This is a genomic window from Epibacterium sp. ABV4_022, from assembly GCF_056159345.1.
This window is the reverse complement of sequence record NZ_JBSWVA010000002.1, coordinates 61,735-86,573: the sequence shown is the minus strand read 5'-3', so window position 1 is coordinate 86,573 and position 24,839 is coordinate 61,735. Positions and strand designations below refer to the sequence as shown.

At 63.3% G+C, this 24,839-nt stretch carries 25 protein-coding genes; 15 read left to right on the top strand and 10 right to left on the bottom strand.

Annotated elements, in window-relative coordinates:
- Positions 1-6 precede the first annotated feature (6 nt).
- The 8 genes from ACXAF5_RS19485 to ACXAF5_RS19450 all read left to right on the top strand — a co-directional run bounded on the left by ACXAF5_RS19485 (position 7) and on the right by ACXAF5_RS19450 (position 7,698).
- Complete coding sequence (locus ACXAF5_RS19485; protein ID WP_005625641.1) at positions 7-1,008, top strand: ABC transporter permease; 1,002 nt, start codon at positions 7-9, stop codon at positions 1,006-1,008.
- Positions 1,005-2,510, top strand: a complete 1,506-nt coding sequence (locus tag ACXAF5_RS19480) for a sugar ABC transporter ATP-binding protein (RefSeq protein ID WP_474947916.1) — start codon at positions 1,005-1,007, stop codon at positions 2,508-2,510. The genes ACXAF5_RS19485 and ACXAF5_RS19480 overlap by 4 nt, the downstream gene beginning before the upstream one ends.
- Before the next feature lie 328 nt (positions 2,511-2,838).
- Positions 2,839-3,234: a VOC family protein gene (locus ACXAF5_RS19475; RefSeq protein ID WP_474947915.1), complete on the top strand. Its 396-nt coding sequence runs from the start codon at positions 2,839-2,841 to the stop codon at positions 3,232-3,234.
- Positions 3,227-3,898, top strand: coding sequence for an SDR family oxidoreductase (locus tag ACXAF5_RS19470; RefSeq protein WP_474947914.1), 672 nt, complete (start codon positions 3,227-3,229; stop codon positions 3,896-3,898). The genes ACXAF5_RS19475 and ACXAF5_RS19470 overlap by 8 nt, the downstream gene beginning before the upstream one ends.
- Positions 3,899-3,912: 14 nt before the next feature.
- Entirely contained in the window at positions 3,913-5,091 is a 1,179-nt protein-coding gene (locus ACXAF5_RS19465; protein ID WP_474947913.1) for an MFS transporter, read from the top strand.
- Positions 5,092-5,138: 47 nt separating this feature from the next.
- On the top strand, positions 5,139-6,245 hold the full coding sequence (locus tag ACXAF5_RS19460; RefSeq protein WP_474947912.1) for an alkene reductase: 1,107 nt from the start codon (positions 5,139-5,141) through the stop codon (positions 6,243-6,245).
- 138 nt (positions 6,246-6,383) lie between these two features.
- Complete coding sequence (locus ACXAF5_RS19455) at positions 6,384-6,881, top strand: RidA family protein (protein WP_474947911.1); 498 nt, start codon at positions 6,384-6,386, stop codon at positions 6,879-6,881.
- Between the two features lie 16 nt (positions 6,882-6,897).
- Positions 6,898-7,698, top strand: coding sequence for a glycine betaine ABC transporter substrate-binding protein (locus ACXAF5_RS19450; protein ID WP_474947910.1), 801 nt, complete (start codon positions 6,898-6,900; stop codon positions 7,696-7,698).
- A gap of 12 nt (positions 7,699-7,710) precedes the next feature.
- Here the strand turns inward: ACXAF5_RS19450 and ACXAF5_RS19445 are convergent, their stop codons facing one another.
- Complete coding sequence (locus tag ACXAF5_RS19445; protein ID WP_474947909.1) at positions 7,711-8,601, bottom strand: LysR family transcriptional regulator; 891 nt, start codon at positions 8,599-8,601, stop codon at positions 7,711-7,713.
- A 106-nt stretch (positions 8,602-8,707) separates the two neighbouring features.
- Positions 8,708-9,082 carry a cupin domain-containing protein gene (locus ACXAF5_RS19440; protein ID WP_474947908.1) on the bottom strand — a complete coding sequence of 125 codons (375 nt, stop codon included), beginning with the start codon at positions 9,080-9,082 and terminating at the stop codon, positions 8,708-8,710.
- Between the two features lie 137 nt (positions 9,083-9,219).
- On the opposite strand from ACXAF5_RS19440, the gene ACXAF5_RS19435 reads away from it, so the two are divergent.
- From ACXAF5_RS19435 to ACXAF5_RS19405, 7 genes are all read left to right on the top strand, one after another.
- Positions 9,220-10,302, top strand: a complete 1,083-nt coding sequence (locus ACXAF5_RS19435; RefSeq protein WP_474947907.1) for a TRAP transporter substrate-binding protein — start codon at positions 9,220-9,222, stop codon at positions 10,300-10,302.
- A gap of 154 nt (positions 10,303-10,456) precedes the next feature.
- Entirely contained in the window at positions 10,457-10,978 is a 522-nt protein-coding gene (locus tag ACXAF5_RS19430; protein WP_474947906.1) for a TRAP transporter small permease subunit, read from the top strand.
- Positions 10,971-12,521, top strand: a complete 1,551-nt coding sequence (locus ACXAF5_RS19425) for a TRAP transporter large permease (protein ID WP_474947905.1) — start codon at positions 10,971-10,973, stop codon at positions 12,519-12,521. The genes ACXAF5_RS19430 and ACXAF5_RS19425 overlap by 8 nt, the downstream gene beginning before the upstream one ends.
- 85 nt (positions 12,522-12,606) lie before the next feature.
- Positions 12,607-13,275: a TetR/AcrR family transcriptional regulator gene (locus ACXAF5_RS19420; RefSeq protein ID WP_474947904.1), complete on the top strand. Its 669-nt coding sequence runs from the start codon at positions 12,607-12,609 to the stop codon at positions 13,273-13,275.
- 156 nt (positions 13,276-13,431) lie between these two features.
- Positions 13,432-14,577: a dTDP-4-amino-4,6-dideoxygalactose transaminase gene (rffA, locus tag ACXAF5_RS19415; protein ID WP_474947903.1), complete on the top strand. Its 1,146-nt coding sequence runs from the start codon at positions 13,432-13,434 to the stop codon at positions 14,575-14,577.
- 3 nt (positions 14,578-14,580) lie between these two features.
- On the top strand, positions 14,581-15,189 hold the full coding sequence (locus tag ACXAF5_RS19410) for an acyltransferase (protein WP_474947902.1): 609 nt from the start codon (positions 14,581-14,583) through the stop codon (positions 15,187-15,189).
- Between the two features lie 30 nt (positions 15,190-15,219).
- Positions 15,220-16,110, top strand: a complete 891-nt coding sequence (locus ACXAF5_RS19405; protein ID WP_474947901.1) for a hypothetical protein — start codon at positions 15,220-15,222, stop codon at positions 16,108-16,110.
- Between the two features lie 45 nt (positions 16,111-16,155).
- Here the strand turns inward: ACXAF5_RS19405 and ACXAF5_RS19400 are convergent, their stop codons facing one another.
- From ACXAF5_RS19400 to ACXAF5_RS19365, 8 genes are all read right to left on the bottom strand, one after another.
- Entirely contained in the window at positions 16,156-17,178 is a 1,023-nt protein-coding gene (locus ACXAF5_RS19400) for a nucleotidyltransferase family protein (protein ID WP_474947900.1), read from the bottom strand.
- A 146-nt stretch (positions 17,179-17,324) separates the two neighbouring features.
- A complete protein-coding gene (locus tag ACXAF5_RS19395) occupies positions 17,325-18,839 on the bottom strand; it encodes a malonate--CoA ligase (protein ID WP_474947953.1) in 1,515 nt (504 codons plus the stop codon).
- Positions 18,840-19,031: 192 nt separating this feature from the next.
- The gene (locus tag ACXAF5_RS19390; protein ID WP_474947899.1) at positions 19,032-19,847 is read right to left on the bottom strand and encodes a phosphodiesterase; all 816 of its coding nucleotides are present in this window, start codon (positions 19,845-19,847) and stop codon (positions 19,032-19,034) included.
- Positions 19,847-20,878, bottom strand: coding sequence for an ABC transporter ATP-binding protein (locus tag ACXAF5_RS19385; RefSeq protein ID WP_474947898.1), 1,032 nt, complete (start codon positions 20,876-20,878; stop codon positions 19,847-19,849). Before ACXAF5_RS19385 ends, ACXAF5_RS19390 begins: the two co-directional genes overlap by 1 nt.
- Positions 20,875-21,663, bottom strand: a complete 789-nt coding sequence (locus tag ACXAF5_RS19380; protein WP_474947897.1) for an ABC transporter permease — start codon at positions 21,661-21,663, stop codon at positions 20,875-20,877. The genes ACXAF5_RS19385 and ACXAF5_RS19380 overlap by 4 nt, the downstream gene beginning before the upstream one ends.
- A gap of 4 nt (positions 21,664-21,667) precedes the next feature.
- Complete coding sequence (locus ACXAF5_RS19375; RefSeq protein ID WP_474947896.1) at positions 21,668-22,471, bottom strand: ABC transporter permease; 804 nt, start codon at positions 22,469-22,471, stop codon at positions 21,668-21,670.
- A 63-nt stretch (positions 22,472-22,534) separates the two neighbouring features.
- Positions 22,535-23,530: an ABC transporter substrate-binding protein gene (locus ACXAF5_RS19370; protein ID WP_474947895.1), complete on the bottom strand. Its 996-nt coding sequence runs from the start codon at positions 23,528-23,530 to the stop codon at positions 22,535-22,537.
- A gap of 4 nt (positions 23,531-23,534) precedes the next feature.
- Positions 23,535-24,605 (bottom strand): LacI family DNA-binding transcriptional regulator, encoded by a 1,071-nt coding sequence (locus ACXAF5_RS19365; RefSeq protein WP_474947894.1) that lies wholly within the window; start codon positions 24,603-24,605, stop codon positions 23,535-23,537.
- Between the last annotated feature and the right edge of the window lie 234 nt (positions 24,606-24,839).

Below are 24,839 nucleotides of genomic sequence, written 5' to 3'. Positions count from 1 at the left end.
AGGCCCATGCAACCGGGTGCATTGTCCAAGGCGCTGAAAAATGGCGCAATCTGGGGCTTCATCGTGCTGGAGCTGATCTTCTTCAGCGTGGCGGGCGAATTTCTGTCGCTCTCCGACAAGGCCTTTATGGATTTTGAAAACATGCTGCTTTTGCTGAAGCAGTCCGCCCCCATCGGGATCATTGCGATGGGCATGACCATCGTCATGGTGAACGGTAATATCGACCTCAGTGTCGGGGCAACCTTTGCGATTGCCGCGATTGTGCTGCTGGACAGTATGACGTGGCCGATCTTTGCGGGGTTGGGCGACTGGGTGATCCCGGTGGCGTGGCTCTTGGCGCTGACGGTCGGCACGCTTCTGGGGGCGCTCAACGGGCTTATTGTGTGGAAAACCGGGGTTGATGCCTTCATCGTGACGCTGGGGTCGATGCTGGGCTATCGCGGCATCGTCTTTATGTTCAACGGCGAGAACCCGACCTCGCATCTGAACTGGACGCTGGTGGATTTTGCCGAGGCGCAATTTCTTGGTCTGCACACCGCCACATGGTTCCTGCTGGCGGTGACGCTGGCGATCTGGTTCCTGATGGCGCGCACCGTGCATGGGCGCAACGCCTATGCCATCGGCGACAACCGCGACGCCGCCGTGAACGCCGGCATCCGCGTCGGCCCGCATATGATGGTCAACTTCGCCATCATCGGCTTTCTCGCAGCGCTCTCGGCCGTGGTGTTTTATTCCGAAAGCGGCTCGGTCAATCCCAATGACGGCCAGCTATATGAACTCTGGGTGATTACGGCCGTGGTCCTTGGCGGCACCAAGATCACCGGCGGCGCGGGTTCGGTGATCGGCACCTTCGGCGGTGTCATCGCGATCCAGTTGTTGCGCAAGGGGCTGGGCCATATCGGCGCCGATACCTCCACCGTGAACCTGGTGATCGGCCTCATTCTGATTGCGGTGCTGTTTCTTGATCGTCAGCTCAACGTCAAAGGCAAAGAGGAACTGAAGGTATGAGTGATCCGGTTCTGCGTCTCGAAAACATCGTCAAAACCTTCCCCGGTGTGCGGGCGCTGGACGGGGTGTCCTTTTCGGTGATGCCGGGCGAAGTGCACGCCCTCATGGGGGAAAACGGTGCTGGAAAATCCACCCTGATGAAGGTTCTCGGCGGCATTCACCAGCCCGATGACGGCCACATCTATATGGGCGACCAAAAGGCGGTGATGGCCGGCCCCCTTGAGGCCAAGGCCAAGGGCATCGTTTTTATCCATCAGGAGCTGAGCCTCGCAGAAGAGCTCTCGGTGGCGGAAAACATCTACCTCGGGGAGCTGCCGCGCAAGAGCTTTGGCCGGGTGGACTGGCCCCGGCTTGCAGCAAACGCCAATGCGATCCTGAAAAAACTGAACGTGGGCTTTGACGCCAAGGCCCGTGTGGGCGATCTGTCGATTGCCAATCAGCAGATGGTCGAAATCGCCCGCGCGCTCACTGTGGACGCCAAGGCGGTGATCTTTGACGAACCCACCGCCTCGCTGACGGATGCGGAAAAGGTGGTGCTCTTTGACGTGATCGCGGATCTGCAACGCGAGGGCGTCGGGATCATCTATATTTCGCACCGTATGGAAGAGATCTTTAAGATCACCGACCGCATCAGCGTGCTGCGCGACGGGCAGTATCAGGGCACAGTCGAGACCGCCAACACCAATGAGGAAGCCGTCACCCAGATGATGATCGGGCGCAAGCTGGACCTCTCTCGCAACGCCGCGCATCACGAACTGGGCGATGTGGCATTGGAGGTGCGGGGCCTCAGCTGTGGCAAGCTGTTTCACGACGTGAGCTTTGAGGTGCGCCGGGGCGAGGTTCTGGGCTTTTACGGTCTGGTGGGCGCGGGTCGCACAGAGATTGCCGAGACGCTCTTTGGCCTGCGCGACCCGTCCGCCGGGCAGATCCTGCTCGATGGGCGCGAGGTGCGGATCACCTCCCCGGTGGAGGCCATCAATATGGGCATCTCTCTGGTGCCGGAGGACCGCAAAGGTCAGGGTCTCGTGCTGGGCATGAACTGTCGCGACAACATGACCCTGCCGCAGGTGGATGACCTGAAGGCCGGACCGTTTGTGGCCGAAGGCGCGGAAATCGCGATCTTTGATCAGTATCGCGATCGGCTCGACATCCGCACCCCCGGCTGGCGGCAGCAGGTGGGCAACCTGTCCGGCGGCAATCAGCAAAAGATCGTCATCGGCAAATGGCTGTCGATGCATCCCAATGTGCTGATCGTGGACGAACCCACGCGCGGTATCGACGTGGGCAGCAAATCCGAGATCCACAAACTGCTGCGGGAGTTGGCCGCACAGGGTTATGCGGTGATCGTCATCAGCTCCGAGATGCCCGAGGTGCTGCATGTCTCCGATCGGATCGTGGCGATGTATTCAGGCCGCATCATGCGCAGCTTCACCTCTGAAGAGGTCACCGAAGACAGTCTGATCCAGTCAATTTCGGGCTTGGAAGGCGGTCAGGTGGCCTGAGCGCCACGCGTTCAGGCTCCGTCAATGACGGGGGCGCTGTCACGCCGTCACCGGATAACATGTACTGATCCTGTTCATCCCGGCGCGCGCGCCGCGCTTGTCCAATTCGCTCTGATCCAAAGTGTAAGTCAGGGCATGGCCGGGCGCGGCGCCGACATGACTGTGCGCCGCTTCCGCCCCGCCTGATCGCATGTCGCTGGCACACCCGTCAGCCCGACGTGGGGCTGCGTTTATTTATTCCAATAACCCGAATTATAACTTCGATAATCGGCCAATACTCTTGTTTCGCCGGATGACATAGCTTGTCCGCAACAAGGGAAACAGCCTCATGCACCTCGATCATGTGACAATCCGGACTCGAAATCTCGCTACAACGCGGGCGTTCTTCATTGAGGTCTTCGGGCTGGAAGAACGCCCGCGCCCGCAGGAGATCCAGCGTATTCCGGGCCATTGGCTCTATGCCGGAGACGCGCCGATTGTCCATCTGATCGGATCGCGCGGCGCGAATACGGGTATCGGCCCAGAGGCGTGGGATCACGTCGCTTTCCGCCTCAACGACTATGCCCGGTTCCGCGCAAGCCTCGCGCAAAAGGGCATTCGCTACTCCACCATGGACCTGCCCGAATTGAACGAGCGCCGCCTGTTCTTCCGCGCGCCCTGCGGTCCGCTCATCGAAACCGTGTTCCGCGGGAACGCATTCCTCACAGGAGAAGACAATGACTGATTTAACAGGAACAAAGGCAATCGTGATCGGTGGCACCTCCGGGATTGGCGCGGCCGTTGCCCAAGCGCTGGCAGAGCGCGGAGCCGCGGTGACAAGCGCCAGCCGTGCCACCGGTTTGGATGTTACCGATGCGGAGGCCTTGTCGCGCTGGATCGCCGGTCAGGGGCCGTTTGATCATCTGGTGTTCACCGCCGGGTCACAGGCCCCGGGTGGCGCGGTCGACGCGCTGGATCTCGACGCGGCGCGCCGGGCCTTCGACGTCAAGTTCTGGGGCAGTATCCGCGCGGCCAAGGCGGCAGCGGCGGAGCTCCGACCTGGCGGCACCATCACCCTCACCAGCGGGTTTCTGGCGCGCCGTACGGTACCGGGTACCTTTGCCAAGACCGCCATGAATGCCGCACTGGAAGCGAGCGCCAAGATCCTGGCACGGGAGCTGGCCCCGATCCGTATCAACGTGGTCAGCCCGGGCCTGACCGATACCGATGCCTATGCCGGAATGGAAACCGCTGCTCGCAAGCAGATGCTTGAGGGTGCTGCGGCCAAACTGCCTGCGGGCCGCGTGGCGCGTCCGCAGGACGTGGCCGCCGGCTATCTCTTTGCCATTGAAACCGCCTCTGTCACCGGTGCCGTAATCGACATCGACGGCGGCGCCTTGATCAACTGAACCGGAGTATTCCGATGCCAACAGAATCTAAACTGCCGTTGCAAGTCTGGATCTTAACCCTTTCCGCCTTTGCCATCGGCACCGCCGAATTTGTTATCGCAGGGCTTCTGACTCAGGTGGCGGAGGATCTGGCGATCTCCGAAGGTCAGGCCGGGCAACTCATCACCGCCTATGCGCTGGCGATCGTGATCGGTGGCCCGGTGCTGACCCTTTGGCTGGCCCGGTTCGACAAGCGCCGGGTGTTGCTAGGGCTGATGGGGCTCTTCATCGTCGGCAACCTGCTGTCGGCCTATGCCGATGACTTCTCGACGCTGTTGTTCAGCCGCATCGTCGCCGGGTTAACCCAAGGCCCCTTCTATGGCATCGGTGCCGTCGTCGCGACCCGGTTGGTCCCGGATCGCATGGCGGGTCGCGCCGTGGGCCAGATGTTCGCCGGGTTGACGTTGGCCAATGTTCTGGGGGTGCCAGGTGGCGCCTGGATCGGCAATAGCGCCGGCTGGAACACCACGTTCCAGGTGGTGGCTGCGCTTGGTGTGGTGGCGGCTGCAGCCATTCTCGTGGCCATTCCCCGGCAACCGCGCGAGGTCCCGGCCTCTGTGCGCGGCCAGATCAGCGCCTTTGCAGATCGCAACCTGTTGGCCAGCCTCGCCTTCACTATCTTGGCCTGGACCGGTTTCATGGGGTTTTACGGCTATATCGCCCCGGTGGCCGAACAGGTGGCGGGATTTGCCCGTGCCGATGTGACCTGGGTTCTGGTCATCGTCGGGCTCGGGCTCGTGCTTGGCAATACGCTGGGTGGGCGCACCGCCGATGCAAACCTGCGTCTGTCCCTGATCGGCTGGCCGATCGCCATGATCGCAGCCCTGCTGGTGGTCGGTCTGCTGGCGCCGGTGCCATGGGCCTTTGTCCCGGCGGCCTTTGTGTTCGGGGTGATGAGCTTTGCCAATGTGCCGGCCATGCAGATGCGCGTCATGCGTCATGGCAGCGCCGCCCCCGAACTGGCCGCAACCGCGAATATTTCCGCCTTCAACATCGCCAACGCCCTGGGCGGTATCATCGGGGCCGCGGTTGTCGACAGCACTCTGGGTGCAGCCGCCATCCCCTATGCCGCAGCGCTGGTGCCCGTACTGGGCGTGCTGTTCATCCTCACGCAGGAGCGCAGATCCAAGCCCGGCACCGCCACAGGAGCCTGACCGCGCGCGCGGCTCCCTCCCCTCTTTATCACAACCGGAGACCCAAAATGACACTTCTGTTCGCCCCGACCCGGATCGGCCAACTGGACCTGCCCTCGCGCATCGCGCTGGCCCCGATGACCCGCTGCCGCACGGACCAACCGGGCAATATTCCCAATGAGATGATGGCCGACTACTACGCCCAACGTGCCAGTGCTGGCCTGATCCTGACCGAAGCCACGCAGATCAGCCAACAGGGCCAGGGCTATTCCTTTACCCCCGGCATCCACACGGATGCGCAGATGGCCGGTTGGCGCACGGTCACCGAGGCCGTTCACGCGGCCGGCGGGCGAATCTTCAGCCAGCTTTGGCACGTCGGCCGAATGAGCCACCCGATGTTCCATGCCGACGGGCTGCCGGTCGCGCCATCGGCCATTGCTCCGGAAGCGACGGTTTGGGTCGTCGATGCCCAGACCGGACAGGGGGGCATGGCGGGGTGCCCGACGCCCCGCGCGCTGGAAACGGAGGAGATCCCGGGCATTACCGCTGATTATGTCCAGGCCGCGCGCAACGCCCGTGACGCGGGTTTTGACGGGGTCGAGATCCACGCCGCCAATGGCTATCTGATCGATTCCTTCCTGCGCCGCAGTTCCAACAAGCGCGACGATGCCTATGGCGGCAGCGTGGAAAACCGCATCCGCTTTGCCGTCGATACGGTGGCGGCAGTGGCGGCCGAAATCGGGGCTGATCGCGTTGGCATTCGGATTTCGCCCTTCATCACCCAGCGCGGCATGGATGATCCCGAAGCACCGGAGACCCTGCTGGCGCTGGCGCGCGCGCTTGGCCGTATCGGGATCGCCTATATCCATATCGCCGAGGCCGATTGGGACGACGCGCCGGAGACCCCGCGCGATTTCCGTCTGGCCCTGCGGGCCGCGTTCCCCGGCGCCATCCTGGTGGCGGGCGGCTATGACAAGGAGCGGGCCGAGGCCATTCTGGCCGAGGGGCTTGCTGATGTGGTGGCCTTCGGACGTCCGTTTATTGCCAACCCGGACCTGCCGCGCCGCTATGCCGAGAACCTGCCGCTGGCCGCATTCGACGCGGAGACGCTGTTTGGCGGCGACCGGCAGGGCTACACCACCTATGCCCCCTTTAGGGACACCGCCACGGCCTGATCCTGTGGACGACGACTTGCCAGGGGGGGACACCGGCGCATTTTTCGGTCGGGGCAAATTCTGATTTCAGGAGCCGCCGATTGTTCCCCCTGGCATTCCACGCAACCGTTGAGCCGACGCAAAAACGGGAGGACGCCAATGCTGCGCATCGTCGAACAGAACTTCACCCAAGACCTGACACCGGAACAACGGCTGGAGGAGCTGGGCCTCGAGCTGCCGCCGGTGTCCGGGGCGGTCGGCGCCTATGCGCCCTGGATGCAGGTTGGCAACGTCATCTACACCTCCGGGCAATTGCCCTGGGTCGACGGGGATCTGAAATACACCGGCAAGATGGGTGCGGAGCTGACGGTGCAGGACGGGTATCAGGCTTTCCTTCTGTCGGCGCTCAATGGCCTTGCGCAACTGCGAGACGCGCTGGGATCGCTGAACCGGGTGCGGCGTATCCTGCGGGTCGAGGGCACGGCTCATACCACGCCGGACTTCACCGAACAGCCCGCCGCGCTGGATAGTGCGTCCGATCTTATCAACGCGGTGTTCGGAGAGCGGGGCCGGCACACGCGGATGATCTACTCCGACACCGCCATGTGCCTGAATTGCGCCACGCTGGTGGTGCTCTGGGCTGAAGTTGAAATCTGAACGAGGTTTCACAGACATGACACGCGCTTTGACGGTCGGCCAGATCGACCTGAGTTTTCACCAGGCAGCGGCGGCGGTGGTCTGCGCGCTGCTGACCCGTACCGGCCATCAGGTCGACCTGCGCACCGCCGCGCATGAAGACATGTTTGCCATGCAGGCCGCGGGCGAGGTTGATCTCGTGGTCTCCGCCTGGCTGCCCGCCAGCCACGGACGCTACATCGCCCCCTACGAGGACCAGTTGTTGAAGCTGTCCACGCTCTACACACCCTATTGCATCTGGGGCATTTCGGACCGTGCTCCTGCCCATATCCGCTCGGTTCGGGATCTGGCGCAGGAAGATGTGGCGCGCCTTTTCAATCGGCGCATCCAAGGTATCGGACCCGGCGCCGGGATCAGCCGGTTCTCCCGCCGGATGGTGGAGGTCTACGACCTCGACGCGCATGGGTTCCACTTTGAAAACGGCACGCTGGCAGACTGTACCGCAGCGGCGCTGGCGGCAGACGAAAGCGGTGATCTGGCAGTCGTGCCGCTTTGGCATCCGCAATGGCTGCACCGGAAGTTGCGGTTGCGCCCGCTGTCGGATCCGCTGGGCCTGCTGGGCGGACAGGATGCGGCAACGCTGGTCTTGCGGCGCGAGGCGGCACAGAGGCTGACCCCGGAAGGCCGCGCCCTGCTCGCAACGATGCAGCTTGGCAATGAAACCGTGTCGCGGTTGGACTATGCAATCTGCGTCGAGGGCCACACTCCGGAGGAAGCTGCGGAGGCTTGGCTATCCGAAAACGCTGCCCAGTGGCAGGATTGGATCAAGCCGATGTAACCAGGGGCCGGTTCAGCCCGGAGTGCGAAAGGTCACCACCAGGGCATCAATCAGCGCCCGGACGCGCCGGGGCTGACTCCGCGAGGCGGGCCAGACCATTTGCAACCCCAGCGCTGGCACCTCGTATTCTCGCAGCAAGGGCACCAGTCGCCCCGCATCCAGATCCGCTTTCACATCCCATTGTGACTTGCGCACGATGCCACAGCCCTTCAGGGCCCATTGCCGGATCAGATCACCATCGTTGGCGATACGATTGCCGCGTACCGTGATCGCCTGGCGTTTGCCGTCGATTTCGAATGGCCAGGTTTGATCCGTATCGGTGCCAAAGCGCATCAGCAGACAATTGTGGTGTTCGAGGTCGTTCGGGTGCCGCGGCGTGCCTGCCTGGTGCAGATACTCCGGTGCAGCACAGACGATCCGGGCACTGTCGGCCAGACGTTTCACGATCAGGCTGCTGTCGGCCAGATCGCCATAGCGCAGCGCCAGGTCAAGCCCCATCGCCGCCATGTCGACATATCCGTCGCTGAGATGCAGATCGACCGACACTTCGGGATGCTGCTCCAGAAAGCGGTCGATGATCGGGGCCAGCCGGTTGCGCCCCAGATCCGACGGCGCGCTGAGCCGGATCGGCCCGGCGATCCGGTCCACACCCAGACGCACGCGGGATTCCAGCTCTTCGGCTTCTGCCAGCAGGCGCTGCGCACCGGCGATCAGTTCGCGCCCTTCCTCTGTAAGGCTGATGGAGCGGGTCGTGCGGTTCAGAAGCCGGGCGCCGTAGTGGTTTTCCAGCGCTGCAAGGCGTTCGGATACCGTGGCGGGCGACAGGCCCATTTCTCGCCCGCCCGCCGCCATGCCACCCTTTTCCACGATGCGCAGGAACAGCGCGAGATTGTCGAGCAGCATGGGCTTCCGTCTCCAAGTTGGTTTGGCGGAACTGTCTCAATTCCGCCGTTGCCGCGCAAGGTCGCCGATCCGGGGCCGTCGCCTGTGCAGGCCTCGCGCGGCAGGATCAGGATTTGAACTCCACGGTCACAAAGACCAGTGGAGTGGTGCCGGTATTTTCCAGGTCGTGAACAAAGAACTCTCCCGCCCTGAGTTGGAAGTGCCGGGTATCGCCTGCCGTGTAGACCGTGTCCCGCACGCTTCCGTCATGATAGTGCGAGCGCGATTTTCCCGGGCCGGTGACGGTCCAGAAATAGGTTTCCTCATGTCGATGGAACGGCGCGCGCTCCCCGGGCTCGAGGTGCAGGTGCCAGATTCGCAGTGTCTCGGTTTCCGACACCAAATGCGACCCGACCCGGCAATTGGTCCAGTTTTCGGTGATTTCCTGCTGCAGCGTTTCGGGCCAGGCGTCGAAGCGGTCAGAGCGAGATTTATCCAGCATGATAGCCTCCTGTAAGTGATCAAATGAGTAATAGAATCGTCACATATCACCATTTCAGTATAAAAATAAAGATTGACCTACGTCTTGATGTCATTTTATTGATCGAATGATCGATAAGATCCAAGGGAGGAAACGTGATGACATCCAATCTGACTCGCCGTCGGTTTTTCAGGACGGCAACTCTGGGGAGCGCCGGTGCAGCGCTGGCAGCGCCGGCGCTGGCGCAGGGCGGGACTGAGTTGAAGATGCTGACCTGCTGGCCCAAGAACTTTCCGGGTCTCGGCACCAGCGCAGAGCGGTTTGCACAGCGCGTCGCCGCGGCCAGCGACGGCAAGCTGCGTATCAAGGTTTACGGCGCCGGCGAGATCGTCGCCCCTTTCGAGGTGCTCGACGCGGTTGCCGCCGGTGCGGGCGATCTGACCCATGACACCTCCTATTATTGGTTCGGCAAGGACCCGGCCTTTGTCTTCTTTGCGGTGGTGCCCTTTGGCCTGACTGCGGATGAACACTTCACCTGGCTCAAATTCGGCGGTGGTCAGGAGCTGTGGGACGAACTGGGGGCCGCGCATGGGGTGAAGCCGCTGGCGAACCTCAACACCGGCGCCCAGATGGGCGGCTGGTTCAAATCCCCGATCAACAGCGCCGCTGACCTGCAAGGGCTGCGGGTGCGCTATCCCGGTCTCGGCGGCCAGATGCTGTCGCGCCTTGGGGCAACGCCGGTCAATATCCCCGGCGGGGAGTTGTTCACCGCGCTGCAATCGGGAACCATCGACGGGTTGGAGTGGATCGCCCCGTGGAACGACCTCGCCTTCGGCTTTCACCGCACGGCACAGCACTATTATTACCCGGGTTTCCATGAAATGGGGCACACGCTGTCGTCTTATGTGAACGCCGATGTCTGGTCGGGGCTCAGCAGCAGCGAACAGGCGATCATGCAGTCGGCGGCGGATGCGGAATATGTCACCTCGCTGGCGGAGTACAACGCCCGCAACCTCGATGCGCTGACCACCCTGGTCGACGATCACGACGTTCAGCTGCACGAATGGCCCATCGACATCCTGGTGGAGATGAAGCGCATGGCGCCCGAGGTGCTGGCCGAAAGCGCTGCCAAGAGCCCGATGGCCACCAAGGTGCACGAGAACTGGCTTGCCTTCCGCGAGACCCAGCGCCGGTGGGGCGACATCGGCGATTATGCCAACGCGCGGCTCAAACAGGGCTGAGCGCCCCCGAACAACTGGCCCGTCCACCCATTTGTGGCCAGTTGATCCGGTCCGGTGACCCAACCTCTGTTACCGGGCCGGATCGCAATTCTCCAGGAGGTGCCCCGTGCAGCGGCCCCGTTCGGGCCGGGTGGGAGGCGTCGGGAAGACGGAAATGGAAAACACCTACACACATATGAAGGGCTCCGGCCCGCTGGCCCGGGGCATCGACTTGATAGGGCAGGTCAGCCGTTGGCTGGCGGTGGCCATGGTGCTGTTGCAATTCGCGGTGGTCGTGGCGCGCTACCTGTTCGATGCCGGTGCGGTGATGGCGCAGGAGGCGATCCTCTATCTCTTTGGCACCATGTTCATGCTGGCGATGGCGGATACGCTCGCCTCGGACCGGCATGTGCGGGTCGACATGATCTATCACGGGCTGTCCCCGCGTTGGCGGCGCAGGATCGATGCGGCGGGTGTCCTGCTGTTCCTGCTGCCGTTGTGCATGTTCATGCTGTGGACCTCGAAGGACTATGTGCTCAGCAGCTGGGCCGCGCGCGAAGCCTCGCGCGAGGCGGCGGGGTTGCCCGGGGTCTTTGTCTTCAAGACGGTGATCCCGGTGGCGCTGACCCTGGTGATCCTGCAAGCGCTGGCGGTGCTTTTCCGCTGCCTGCGTCCCGGGGGACGAGCTGATGGCTGACGTGCACACGCTTTATCTGATCGCACTCTTCGCCGGGCTGCTGATCTGCCTGATGTCGGGGTTTCCGGTGGCCTTCGTGCTGGGCGGGGTGTCGCTGCTGCTGGCCGGGCTTGGCGTGCTGCTGCAGCATTTTGATGCGTCCTTCCTGTCGGCGATCCCGCAGCGGATCTACGCGGCGATGACCAATGATGTGCTGCTTGCGGTGCCGTTGTTCGTGTTCATGGGGGCCATGCTGGAACGCAGCGGCATTGCCTCCGAACTGCTGGACGGGATTGGTCGTCTGTTTGGCCGACGCCGCGGCGGGCTTGGCTTTGCGATCACCCTCGTGGGGGCGCTGCTGGCGGCCTCCACCGGTATCGTCGGCGCCACGGTGGCCACCATGGCGCTGTTGTCGCTGCCGGTGATGATGACCTGGGGGTATTCGCCGCGGCTGGCGGCCGGGTCGATCTGCGCGGCCGGCACTTTGGGTCAGATCATCCCGCCCTCGCTGGTGCTGGTGTTGCTGGCGGACACGATTTCCTCGGCCTATCAGAAGGCGCAGCTGGCGATGGGAAACTTCTCGCCCGATACCGTGTCGATCTCCGATCTGTTTGCCGGCGCGATGGGGCCCGGCCTTTTGATGGTCGTGGTGTTCCTGCTCTATCAAATCGCCATGGCGCTGCTGAGCCCGGCAAGCAGCCCGGCCCCGCCAGAGCGCGCGGCGGAGGAAATGACCATCACGGCCCGGGTACTGCTGGCCCGACTGGTGCCGCCGCTGGCGCTGATCCTCGGCGTGCTCGGCTCCATCCTCGGCGGCGTGGCCACACCAACCGAATCCGCTTCGATCGGGGCAGCGGGGGCGGTCCTTCTGGCGGGCTTTGGTCCCAGCCATCGCCGCCACGCCAATTCGGCGCTGCTGATCTTGGGACTGATCGTGGCGGTGAAACAGGGGCTCCTGCCCGGCCTCGACCTGCCGCTCCAGACGGAACGCTACATCATCGCGGTGCCCGCACTGGTGGTTGGCGGCTATTTTGCCCTGGCCCTCGTCCGGTGCCTGCGCGCAGGCGCGCTCTCCAGCGCCGCCACCGAGACTGTGCGGCTGAGCGCAATGGTCTTTATGATCCTGATCGGGGCGGCGATGCTGTCGTTGGTGTTCCGAGGCTTTGGCGGCGACGAGGCGGTGCAGGCGCTGATCTCCGGTGTGCCCGGCGGGCCATATGCGGCCCTGGCGGTGGTGCTGGCGGTGATGTTCCTGCTCGGGTTCATCCTCGACTTCATCGAGATCATCTTTGTCATTGTGCCCACCATCGCGCCGGTGCTGCTGATGGCGGGACTGGATCCGATCTGGCTGGCGATCCTGATTTCGCTGAACCTGCAAACCTCATTTCTGACGCCGCCGTTTGGATTTGCGCTGTTCTATTTCCGCTCTGCGGCGCCGCCCGAGATCGCCACCCGCGACATCTATGCCGGGGTGTTGCCGTTCATCGGCTTGCAGGTGCTGGTTCTGATCGTCGTGGCGTTGCTGCCGGGCATTTCCACTTGGCTACCCTATGCGCTAAGGTAAGCGACGGTGCCCGCCCGCTGCGCCGGATCACACGCAGTGGGCGGGCCGCGCTCCGACAAGATTTCCACCAGACCGCAAGGGCTCAATGACACAAGATCCCGCCGCCCCGCCTGCTGCCAAGAAGAAACGCACGCGCCTGTCACCGCAGGACCGCGAACATCTGATCCTGACCGGGGCCATCGAATATGTCGCCGACCACGGCTTTGCCTTTTCCACCCGGGAACTGGCGCGCCATCTCAACGTCAGTCAGAGCCTGCTTTATCGCTATTTCGCAACCAAGGAAGAGATCGTCGAGAAGATCTATGACAGGGTCTATGTCGGGCGCTGGAACCCGGAATGGGACGAGATCCTGCGCGACCGCAGCCTGCCGCTGTCCGACCGGCTGGAGCGCTACCTGGTGGATTACGCAAAGGTGGTTCTGCAAAAGGACTGGGTGCGGATCTTCCTCTTGTCCGCCTTTGACGATCCGGTGATCTCGCAGCGGTATACCGCGATGCTGCGGCGCCGGATCTTCGAGCCTTTGCTGCAAGAGCAACTCGCCCACATGGGACGGGGCGATCTGGTCCGGCCAGAGGATCATGAAATGGCGATGGAGCTGATCTGGGGGTTTCACGCCAGCATTTTCTACCTCGGGGTGCGGCAATGGGTCTACAAGGTGCCCAGCCAGGTGGAGATACAATCGCTAATCCGCTGCCGGGTGCGCAGCTTCCTGTTGGGGTTTGAGGATTTTCTGCACAACGCGGAAGCTGGCTAAATCTTATTTAACCCGCAGTGGCATCACCGGAAGTGTATTATCCGTGTTGTTCGTTGAATGTCGCGGAGCACTTTGCGCGGGTGATTGGGCTGGATTCCCGCCTGCGATAATGAGACACAGAGGCTCTGATGGCAGGTGATGCAGAAAGGCCGACGCGTGGCTGAAACCAAGATACCCTTCAACCGCCCCTCTTTTGTAGGCCGCGAACTGCATTGGGTGACCGAGGCCATCAACCGTGGCCAGCTGTCCGGCGATGGCCATTTCACCCGTCTCTGCCACCAGCAGATCGAAGCCGCCACGGGGGCCGGCGCCGCGCTGCTGACCCATTCCTGCACCGCGGCGCTGGAAATGGCGGCGCTGCTGTGCGACCTGGCGCCGGGGGACGAGGTCATCATGCCCTCCTTCACCTTTGTGTCCACCGCCAATGCGGTGGTGTTGCGCGGCGCGGTGCCGGTGTTTGTCGACATCGACCCCCGCAGCCTCAATATCGACCCTGCCCGGGTCAGCGCCGCCATCACGCCCCGCACGCGCGCCATCTTTGCGGTGCATTACGCCGGATTTCCCGCCGATATGGATGCGCTGGCAGAGATTGCCCGGGCGCATGACCTGATGCTGGTGGAGGATGCGGCCCAGGCCTATGGGTCCACCTACAAGGGGCGGCAGGCGGGCACCCTGGGCGACATGGGCGCTTTCAGCTTTCACGAGACCAAGAACATCATCAGCGGCGAAGGCGGCGCGCTCACCCTGAACCGTCCGGACCTGGTGGAGCGCGCCGAGATCATCCGCGAGAAGGGCACCAACCGCTCCCGTTTCCTGCGCGGTCAGGTGGACAAATACACCTGGGTCGACCTGGGCTCCTCGTTCCTGCCGGGCGAATTGATTGCCGCCTTCCTGCATGGGCAGTTGGAACTCCAGGACGAGATCCGCCAGCGCCGCTGCGCCCAGTTCGATCATTACATGGCTGCTTTTGCCGATCTGGAGGCCCGGGGCCAACTGCGCCGCCCCGCGATCCCGGAGCACACCACCGGCAATGGCCACATGTTCTACCTGCTGCTGCCGGATCAGGCCCGCCGCGATGCGCTGATTGCCGCCCTCAGGGCGCGCGGCATCATTGCGCCATTCCACTATGTGCCGCTGCATTCAGCCCCCGCTGGCCAAACCTACGGGCGCACCGCCGATCCACTCCCGGTGACCGACCGGACCTCCGCCTGCCTGCTGCGACTGCCGCTGTTCTACACGCTCGGCGACGACATCGACGCGGTGATCGCGGCGGTGCATGACTTTTTTGCGGAGGCGCGCTGACCGATGGCCTATCTGACCCAGGACGCTCTGGAAAACATGGGCTTTGCCGCGCTGGGGCGCAATGTGCGGATCAGCGACAAGGCCTCTCTGTACGAGCCGGAAAAGATGTCGCTGGGCGATCACACCCGCATCGATGACTTCTGCGTGGTCTCGGGGCGGGTGGTAACCGGGCGCAATGTGCATATCGCGCCGCTCTGCCTGGTCGCCGGGGGATCACCGGGCATCACCTTCGGCGACTTCTCGGGCCTGGCCTACGGGGTCAAGGTGTTTTCGCAATCCGACGATTATTCCGGCGCAACGCTGACCAATCCGACGGTTCCCGCCGCCTACAAGGCGGAGCACAAGGCACCGGTGTCGCTGGGACGCCACGTGATTGTCGGCGCCAATGCGGTGATTGCGCCGGGGGTCGAGCTGGGCGAAGGCGCGGCGGTCGGCGCGGGGGCGGTGGTGCTGCGGTCCTGTGCGCCCTGGACCATCCTCACCGGGGTGCCGGCGCGGCCCGGCAAGACCCGCGCATGCGATCTGCTGGCGCAGGAGCAGGCGCTGTTGCAAGCCGAAGCCGAGGCGGAAGACGCCGCCGCCAAGCCCCGGCCGTCGCCTCCCACTTCCTGACCCCTCCCTTGCTGCCAAGGCCCCTACCCTATGCCTGAAACGCCCCGCGCCAACTACCTGATCTACGCCCCGGCGTATGACCCCGACAGCGGCGGGTCGATCTTCCTGCATCAACTGGCCCATGCGCTGACCACCCTGGGCGAGGATGCTGCGCTCTGGCCCTGGTGGGAGACGCCCAGGCCACCGCTGCGCAAGTGCCTGCGCCGGATGCTGGGCAAGCCCATGCGGCTGCCGCAGGACCCGACCCTGCGCACCCGGGTGGCCCGACCCGCGGATCTGCGCTCCGAGACCGTGGTGGTCTACCCCGAAGTCACGCTCGGCAATCCGCTCGGCGCGGCGCATGTGGCGCGGTGGCTCCTCTACAAGCCGGGACTGAAGGACCCCTATGACTTTGGCCCCGGGGAGATGTTCTTTCGCGCGGGCGAGATGTCTGACCTGCCAAAGATCACCGGCGGCGCTCAGGACCTGTTCCTGTGGCGGCGCAATCCGGTCTATCGCAACGAAAACCGTCCCGACCGCAAGGGCGCCTGCTACATGCTGCGCAAGGGCCATGAAAAGCCGCGCATTCCGGAGACCGAGGACGCGATCTGTGTCGACGGTCTCTCGCATGAAGAAACCGCGGCCGTCTTCAACCGGTGCGACACGTTCTACAGCTACGACGAGGCCACCTTCTATTCGCAATATGCAGCCATCTGCGGCTGCGACAGCGTCATCGTGCCGGGCTATTTCGCGGATCGCGCCGACTGGGTGGCCGCGCATCCGATCGGTCGGGTGGGTGTCGCCTACGGGCTGGACGACCTCGCCCATGCCCGCGCCACCCGTGACCAGGTGGCACCGCTTCTGGATGCGCAGGAACAGGCCGGGCTGGAAACGGTCAAGGCCTTTGTCACCCGCACCCAGGCGCGCCACAGCAGCGCCTGACCGGCGGCCGAAACCCCCTGCCCTCCTGACCGCCAGGATCTGCGCCTAGGATCCGAGCACGGCGTCTATCCGGGCTTTGGTCTGTGGCATCCGGTCCAGGCTGGCTGCGATGCGCGCGCGCCACTTGGGACCGCGTTCCAGCGCATCCGCATAGGCGTCATGCAATTCATCCGGGCGGTCCTCCGCCAGCGCCGCAATCAGGAACGCCGCCTGACGTCGGTCCTTTTCCGCCTTCAGCGCATCCGCCGCCGTGCGCCGCTCCGCGACGATCAGCTTGTGAATGGCAAACCGCTCTGGCTGCGGGATCTGCACCAGCACGCCGCTGCGGTAGGTAATCGCCGCCCGGATCGGATCGGCGATGAGGTAATTCAGATGATGCAGCCCCTGCGCATCCACCCCCAGCGCCGGCAACGGGCGCAGGCTCTCATCCTCGCCAAAGGCCGGTGTCAGGAACTCGACCAGCGCATCCCCCCGCGTCTGTTTCCAGCGCCAGCTGCGCCCGGCCTGTAGGCTGGGCTGCGGGGCAAAGCTGAAATCCCGGAACACCTGTTCCAGCGGTGGGGCGGCAATATCCTCCAGCGCCAACGACAGACGCGAAAAACTGGCCACGTCGATGTCATCGGTCTGCGCCGCCATATCGGTGCCGAACCGCAGCCCAAGCTCACCTTCATAAAGCCGAAAGGCATGGGTGCCGACGATCGTGCCACCCAGCCGGAACACCCCCGATTTCGCCAGCGCCGCCAGCAGGCTCCCCGTCGCCGCATCCAGCCCCAGAAACCCCTCTGCCCGCAGCAGGCGCACCAGCCGCGTTCGGTTGCGTCGGCGGGTGTCTTGCTGGGCCTTCAACGCCTCATGCCGATCCAGCCGCGCGCGCAGCTCCGCGCTGTCCTCGCCGATATAGCGTTTCTTCACGTCGGAACCGATGCGGTAGCTGTCATACCAATAGCTGCGCCCGTTGCGCAGCACTTTGGTCGGCGTGCCCCGGATCTCCGACACCGCATCGTCTTGCAGTGACCGCAGCAGGTCGTGATAGGCCGCATGGGCAAGCGCAGAATGGCGATCCAGCATGGGCTCCCCGCGTGTTCAACAAAACTTTATTCTGTTGAGCATAGCGCATGTTCAACAAAAAGATAGTCCGTTGAACATCACCTGTTCTTTAGCACCAAACGGGCATCCCCTGTGCACATGCTGGCGTCCGCAGCTGGCGTCCAGGCTCACTCCGCGAACATATCTTGATAGCGCTCCCGCAGAATATTCTTCTGGACCTTGCCCATGGTGTTGCGCGGCAATTCGTCCAGCACCAGCAACCGGCGTGGGTGTTTGAAGCGCGCGAGTGCCTGCCCTGCCGTTTCCGCGATCCCCTCCAGATCGGGGGCTTTGCCCGGTTCGGGCACGATGAGGCCCAGGACGGTCTCCCCGAAATCAGGATGCGGCACACCGATCACCGCGCTCTCCAGAACGCCCGGCTGCTGATCCAGCACCAGCTCGATTTCCTTGGGGTAGATATTGTAGCCGCCCGAGATAATCAGATCCTTGTTGCGTCCGACGATATGGACATAGCCGTCCTCATCCACGCGCCCCAGATCACCGGTGATAAAGAACCCGTCGGCGCGCAGTTCGGCCGCTGTTTTCTCGGGCATCTGCCAATAGCCCTTGAACACATTTGGCCCGCGCACTTCGATCAGGCCCACCTCCCCTTGTGGCAGCGTATCACCACTTTCGGGGTCGGTGATCTTCAGGTCGACCCCGGGCAAGGGAAAACCCACGGTCCCTGCCCGGCGCTCGCCCGCATAGGGGTTGGAGGTGTTCATGTTGGTTTCGGTCATACCGTAGCGCTCCAGGATCCGATGACCGGTTCGCGCCTCGAATCGCGCATGGGTGTCGGCCAGCAGCGGCGCCGAGCCGGAGACAAACAGCCGCATCCGCACGGCCAAGTCACGCGTGAACCGCTCATCCCCCAGCAATCGGGTATAGAAGGTGGGCACCCCCATCATCGTGGTGGCCTGCGGCAAGTGCGTCAGCACCAGGTCGAGATCGAACTTCGGCAGGAAGATCATGCTTCCGCCCGCCACCAAGGTGATGTTCGTGGCGACGAACAAGCCATGGGTGTGAAAGATCGGCAGCGCGTGCAGAAGCACGTCATTTGCGGTGAACTGCCATTCCCGGACCAGAGTCTCGGCATTGGACAACAGGTTGTTTTGGGTCAGCATCGCCCCCTTGGAGCGCCCGGTCGTCCCGGAGGTATAAAGAAAGGCTGCCAGGTCCTCAGCGTCGCGGGCAACGGTGGCAAAGGATGTCGGCATACCCACTGCCTGATCCATCAAGGTGCCGGTGCCATCGGCGTTTAGCGTCGCCAGCGCAGCGCCGAGTTGCCGGGCAATCGGCAGCAGCGTCGCCTCGTTGCGGCGGTCACAGACCACCACCGATGCGCCGCTGTTCTCGATGAAATAGCTGAGTTCCTCGGCGGTATAGGCGGTGTTCAGCGGCAGGAAGATCAACCCGGCCTGTACGCAGGCGGCATAGAGTGCCAATGCCTCGGGGGACTTCTCGACCTGCGCCGCCACCCGGTCTCCCGGTTTCAGGCCCGAGTGTGTCAGCACATGTGCGATTTGTGCGGCCCTGCCAAGGAAATCCTGATGGCTTATCACCGCCCCGGTTTGCAAATGCAGAAAAGGCGTGGACTTGCCGGCGTGGATGCCGAACAGGCGGTCATATAACGGGTTTGCCATGGTGCGCTGCCTTTCCTGAACCTGCCCGCTGGCGATGGTGGCCGCGAGGGGATGCTCATTGCATGTGTCGTCGACCGCATGCGGCACAAACGTTGCGGGCAGACGCTTTGCCGACGGGGTCATATTGCGGCTTCCAATACCAGATGGGGCAACCAGCTGACCAGTCTCGGAAATCGATCTGGCAGGAACAGTTCAATCGGTGAAGGGCCAGGGGCCGGAAAAGGCGCCGATCGGTATTACATCGGATACGAAACTTGGACTGGGCGTCTCGACCCACCGGTGCACCGTAATTGCGCCGGGTTCCAGAACCAATTGCGGGTCGCGGGCAGCGTGGTGGTCGGTCAACACTGCGTGGCAGGTCGCGGGGCCGATCTGACAGGTGATACGACCGATTTGACCGACGACAGCCCGATGGACATGGCCCGACATCATCCGAACGAGGCCGGGATAGGCCTCCAGTCGCGCCATCAATTGCGCACCGTCATGCAGGTTATCGGTATCCATCGCGGGAATCCCGGCATGTATCCAAGGGTGATGCGTGGCGACAATGACCGGTTTATCGCCCAAATCATCCAGCGCCGTATCAAGAAACGCCAACCCATCGGAGCCGAGCGCTCCATGGCGCGCGCCCTCCTGCAGGGTGTCGAGACCGACAATGGCGAAGGGCCCGAGTTCGCGCACCCAGTGGATAGGCCCCTGCGATGGCATCCACGCTGCGTCGGGAAAGGCTGCGCGCATCGGTTCGCGCTTGTCATGGTTGCCAGGCACCGCCAGCCAGGGCCGTTCCAATTCAGCCATGATGGAGGTGAAACGGGCGTATTCCTCAGGCGAGCCGTGATCCGTCAGGTCGCCGGTCACGATGACGCAGTCGATCCCGTCCAGACTGGGGAGCTTTGCATTGATTGTCGCAACCGCGCGGCGCAGGGCCTCGGCCGTATCCGAACGCCCACAAGCAAGCGCACCCGGGGAAACGATGTGGGTGTCGGTGATCTGGATGAAACCGGTCATCAGGCAGCCCCTGCCTTCGGTAGGATCAAGAGCGCTTCGGTCGGGATCGACAGACGGACGTCCTCCCCGGGTCTGGGTGCGGACAGGCCGGTGTGCAAGGCAAAGAGCGGTGCCTCGGTCGCTCCGGTCAGCGCGATGCGGTAATGCGTGCCAAGAAAGGTCACGGCTTCGACGCGGGCGGTCACCGGCCCCTGCGGCGCGATCCGCACATCCTCGGCGCGCACCAATACCTCCTGCCCGTCGGCGGGTTTCGGCAAGTCGATCACCCCACCCGGCAGGTGCAATCGGCTGGCCTCGATCCGTCCACCGAGTGGCATCGCATCGCCGACAAAGCGCGCCACAAAGCCGGTGGCGGGGTTGCGATATAGCGCCTCGGGCGTGCCGATCTGCGCCACTGCGCCCTGGCTCATGACCGCGACGCGGTCGGCAATGGCCATGGCCTCATCCTGATCGTGGGTGACAAAGATCGCGGTTATGCCGAACTGGCGCAGCAGGATCGCCAATTCGTCCCGCAACTGGCCGCGCAGGGCGGCATCCAGCGCCGACAGGGGCTCGTCCAGCAGCAGCACCCGCGGACGGGGGGCCATTGCGCGCGCCAGAGCCACGCGCTGACGCTGACCGCCCGACAACGCGGTGATCGCACGGTCGGCATAGGCCTCCAGGCGACACAGGGCGATGACCTCATCCACCCGCGCGTCGATGTCTGCGCGCGACATTTTCTGCATCTTGAGGCCGTAGCCGATGTTGCCGCGCACCGACATGTTGGGAAACAATGCATAGGACTGAAACACCATGCCAATCTTGCGCGTTTCAACGGACTGATGGGTTACCTCCTCGCCGTCGAAAATGATCGACGCGCCAGGATCGGGCGTTTCCAGCCCGGCAATGATGCGCAACAGCGTGGATTTTCCGCAGCCGGACGGACCGAGCAGCGACAGGATCTCGCCCTTGGCAATCTCCAGGTCGGTGGGCAACAGCGCCCGTGTGCCGCCGGGAAAGGTCTTGGCGATATTGGTTAGTGTCAGTGTCATTGCATGATCCTTTGAGCGCGTGCGCTGGCCCATTGCATGGCCATCAGAAGCGGCACGATCATCACGAAGAAGACCAGCGTGTAGGCCGACGCCACTTCGAGCCGCATCGAGGCGTAGCTGTCAGCCAGGCCCACAGGCAGGGTTTTTAGATAGGGTACGTGCAGCATCCATGTCAGGTTGAACTCGCCGATCGACAGGGTGACCACGGTGAGTGCCCCGGCAAGGATGCCGGGCATCGCATTCGGCACAACGATGTCAATGAAACGCCGCGTAGGCCCCGCGCCAAGGCTGGCAGCCCCTTCCTCCAGCGTCTTGAGGTCAATGGCCGCCAGCACGGACAGGACCGAGCGCACCATGAACGGCAGCGTGTAGAGGACGTGACCGACAAGGATAAACAGCCAGCTGGTGCGAAAGTCGGTCCAACCGCCATAAAGCTGCAAAAGCGCCAGGGCCAAGGCCAGCCCCGGAATGGCCAGGGGCAGCGAAATAAACTCTTCCAGCATGCGCGAGGCGCGGCCGGGATTGCGCGCCAGAGCATAGGCGGCAGGCACGCCCAGGACCAGAGTGACGATCAGGCACGCCAGTGCGAGCCCGACCGACAAGAAGATGCTACCGGAATAGAGCATCCAGACCTCGCCGATCCATTTCAGCGTCAACCCCGAGGACAACCCGCGGAAGTAGTTCACTGTCAGCCCGGCGAGAACCGATTGGATGATCGGGATCAGGAGAAACGCGCAAGTCAGCAGGGTGACCAATAATGGTATGATTTTGGTGAAGGATTTCATCGTCCTACCCTCCTGCCGCAACGTTTGTGCCCGACAGGCTTCGCGCGATCAGCAGCAGCGCCCAGGTCACCAGCCCCAGCACCACGGACAGAGCAGATGCCATGGCGATATTCGCTGACAGCGTGAATTCGGTATAGATCACCATCGGCAGCACATCGATGTCGGTGGCCAGCGTGAAGGCCGTGCCGAAGGCGCCCATGGCTGTGGCAAATGCGATCGCTCCGGCGGCGATCAACGCAGGCGCCAGCGCCGGCAGCAAAACGTCAATGACAATACGCAACGGCGGCGCGCCCAGGGTCCGGGCCGATTCCTCCAGCGCCGGGTCGATCTTTTCCGCTGCGGCCATGACCGTCAGCAATACGCGCGGGATCGAGAAATAGAGATAGCCCAGAAACAAGCCCGTGATTGAATAGGCAAAGGTCCAATGACCGGGCAGGATCTGGTTCACCCACCCTTGCCGTCCGCCCAGCAGAATGATCATGAACCCCACGACAACGCCGGGAAAGGCCAGCGGCAAAGTCAGGATCGACAGAAGCGTATTGCGGCCCAGGAACCGGTTGCGCACCAAGAACAGCCCAGCGGTGGTGGAAATCGCCAGCGCCGCCACGGTGACGGCGAGCGACACCACAACGGTCTGCCCCAGCGTCGACAGGTACCGTGGAGTTTGCAGAATCTGCAGGTAGATGGCCCAGCCCGCGTCACCCTCGCCCGCAGCGAGGACCAGGCGACCCAGCGGGATTGCCAGAAAGGCCAGAGTGAAAATCGCCAGCGGCAGCAGGCACAGCGTCAGGAAATGGCGTTGGATCATCAGCGGCTCCGATGCAAGAGACGGCCGGGCAGGACCACTGTCCGCCCGGCCTGAAGAGCGACGTTACTTGACCTCGTTCAGATACCGCTCGCCAAACGCGGCCTGCGCCTTTTCCATCTCGGCGTAATCCACCGCGACGGCGCGTTCGTACTCGGCGGCGGGCAAAAATTTGGCCGCCACCTCGGCAGGCAGATCTACCGGCCGCGCGGGCTGCAGATAGGCGTTGGTCCAGATCGCCTGCCCCTCATCCGACAGGATGAAATCCAGCACCTTCTTGCCGGCATCGGGGTTCGGGGCGTCGGCGACGAGGCTCATGACATAGGGCACCCGAACCGAGCCTTCGCAGGGCAATACAAACTCGAAATTGCCGTCTTCCTCGTACTTCCCGCGATAGGCATTGAAGTCGTAGTCAAACAGGATCGGGATCTCGCCCGATACCACCCGCGCGAAAGAGGTCTGTTTGGGTACGATCGGATCGTTTTCGGCCAGCGCGTTGAAATAGGCGATCGCTGGATCGAAATTTTCGAGATCACCGCCGTTGGCCAGGTTCACGGATACCGCACCGGCATAACCGACAAAGGCCGACGACGGGTCGAGATAGCCGACCATGCCACGATATTCCGGCTTGGTCAGATCGGCCCAGCATTGCGGCACCGGCGCACCGCCCAAGGCATCGACATTCACAAACAGGCCCAGCGTGCCATAGTGAACAGCAAACCAGCGGCCTTCGGGGTCCTTGAGGCCTTCGGGGATATCATCGAAGCCTGCGGGCTGGTACGGCTGGGCGACGCCCTCATTCCCGGCCTTGATACCGGTGGTCACACCATAATAGGCAACGTCGGCAACTGGGCTTGCACGTTCCGCCAGCAATTGGCTCAGGGTCTGGCCGGAGTTCTTGTTGTCATGCGGCATCTGGATGTCGAGGCGGTCATCGATGGCCTCCAGCATCGAGGCCCAGTCCGCCCATTGTGGCGGGCAATTGTAGCAGACAGCATCCTCCGCAGAGGCCGGTGCAGCGATCGCGGTTGCGAAGGCCGCGGCAAGAACAGTATGTTTCATGGGTTCATCCTTGTTTGAGATCGGTCTTGAGCGAGTGAACAGACGGCGGCCAGGCGGCAACCTGGTCGTCGTCACGGCTTTCCGTCCGGGGGCGCGCAAGCGTGGCCCCGGCACGGAAATCGAATGGCAACGGGGGTCGCTGCGCGCAGCCCCCACCTTGCATCATGTCCAGTAGAGTCTGCGCGGCCTGGCGCCCCATGGCCTCCGGTGCCGTCTCGATCGTCGCCAGAGGCACGTCCAATAACCGCCCGACGTCGATTCCGTCGAAGCCGACAACCGACAGGTCCCTCGGGACGCTTTTCCCCACCAGGCGGGCGGCCTTTTGCACGGCGATGGCCAAAAAGTCGTTTGAAGCGAAGATCGCCGTCAGCCCGCCAAGCGAGGAGAGAACCTCGGCCAGAATATCAGGCGTATTCGCCTCGGCTTCGTCGAGTTCGATCAGGGCGGGATCCGGCAGGCCCCGTGCCCTGCACTCGGCATGAAATCCCGCATAGCGGTTGCGGGACCGGTCCGAGCTGGAGAACCGCAGTGACAGAAAGGCCGTGCGCTGGTGGCCAAGATCGGCAAAGCGTCGCGCGACCTCTCGCGCGGCCTCGAAATTGTCCACATGAGCGGTCACGAATCCGTCGAGCGGATCGTGGAACATCAATGACACCGGCACGCCCCGGTCACGCGCCTGGTTCAGGGCCACGCTGCGTTCGGGGGCGACCATGGTCACGATCAGCCCGTCAACTTCCTTGGCGACGAGGGTCGCGATGGCCTCGTTGTCGGCATCACCGTCATAATTCGAACTAGCAATCAGCAGCTGATAGCCTGCGTCCGACAACACCTCCTGCGCGCCTTGCACCGCCTCTGCAAAGACCGGATTGGTCAGCGAGGGAACCAGGCAGCCGATCGTCATGCTGCGCCCGCCCTGCAACGCGCGTCCGATGGCGCTGAACGAAAACCCCAGATCGCGCGCTGCGGTCTCAACCCGCGCACGCACCTCAGCACTGGCCGGACCGGATTTGTTCAGAACCCGACTTGCCGTTGCGATCCCGCAGCCAGCGGCGCGCGCGACGTCCTTGATGGTCACTCTTTGCTTCTGGTCCATTTTTTCAGACTCGATTGGAAACGTTTCCATATCGATAAAGAGGATTCTTTTCAGGAATATGACAAAGGCCGGGGCCGCATGCTGGGTCATTTGACACTTCCGCTGCGCGCTGACGGTGGCCGCTCTGAATAGGGGCTACGCGCGTGGAGGATGCGGTTGCGCAGCTTGCGGGATCGCGGCAACAAAAAGGCTGCCCCGGTCAATACCGGAGCAGCC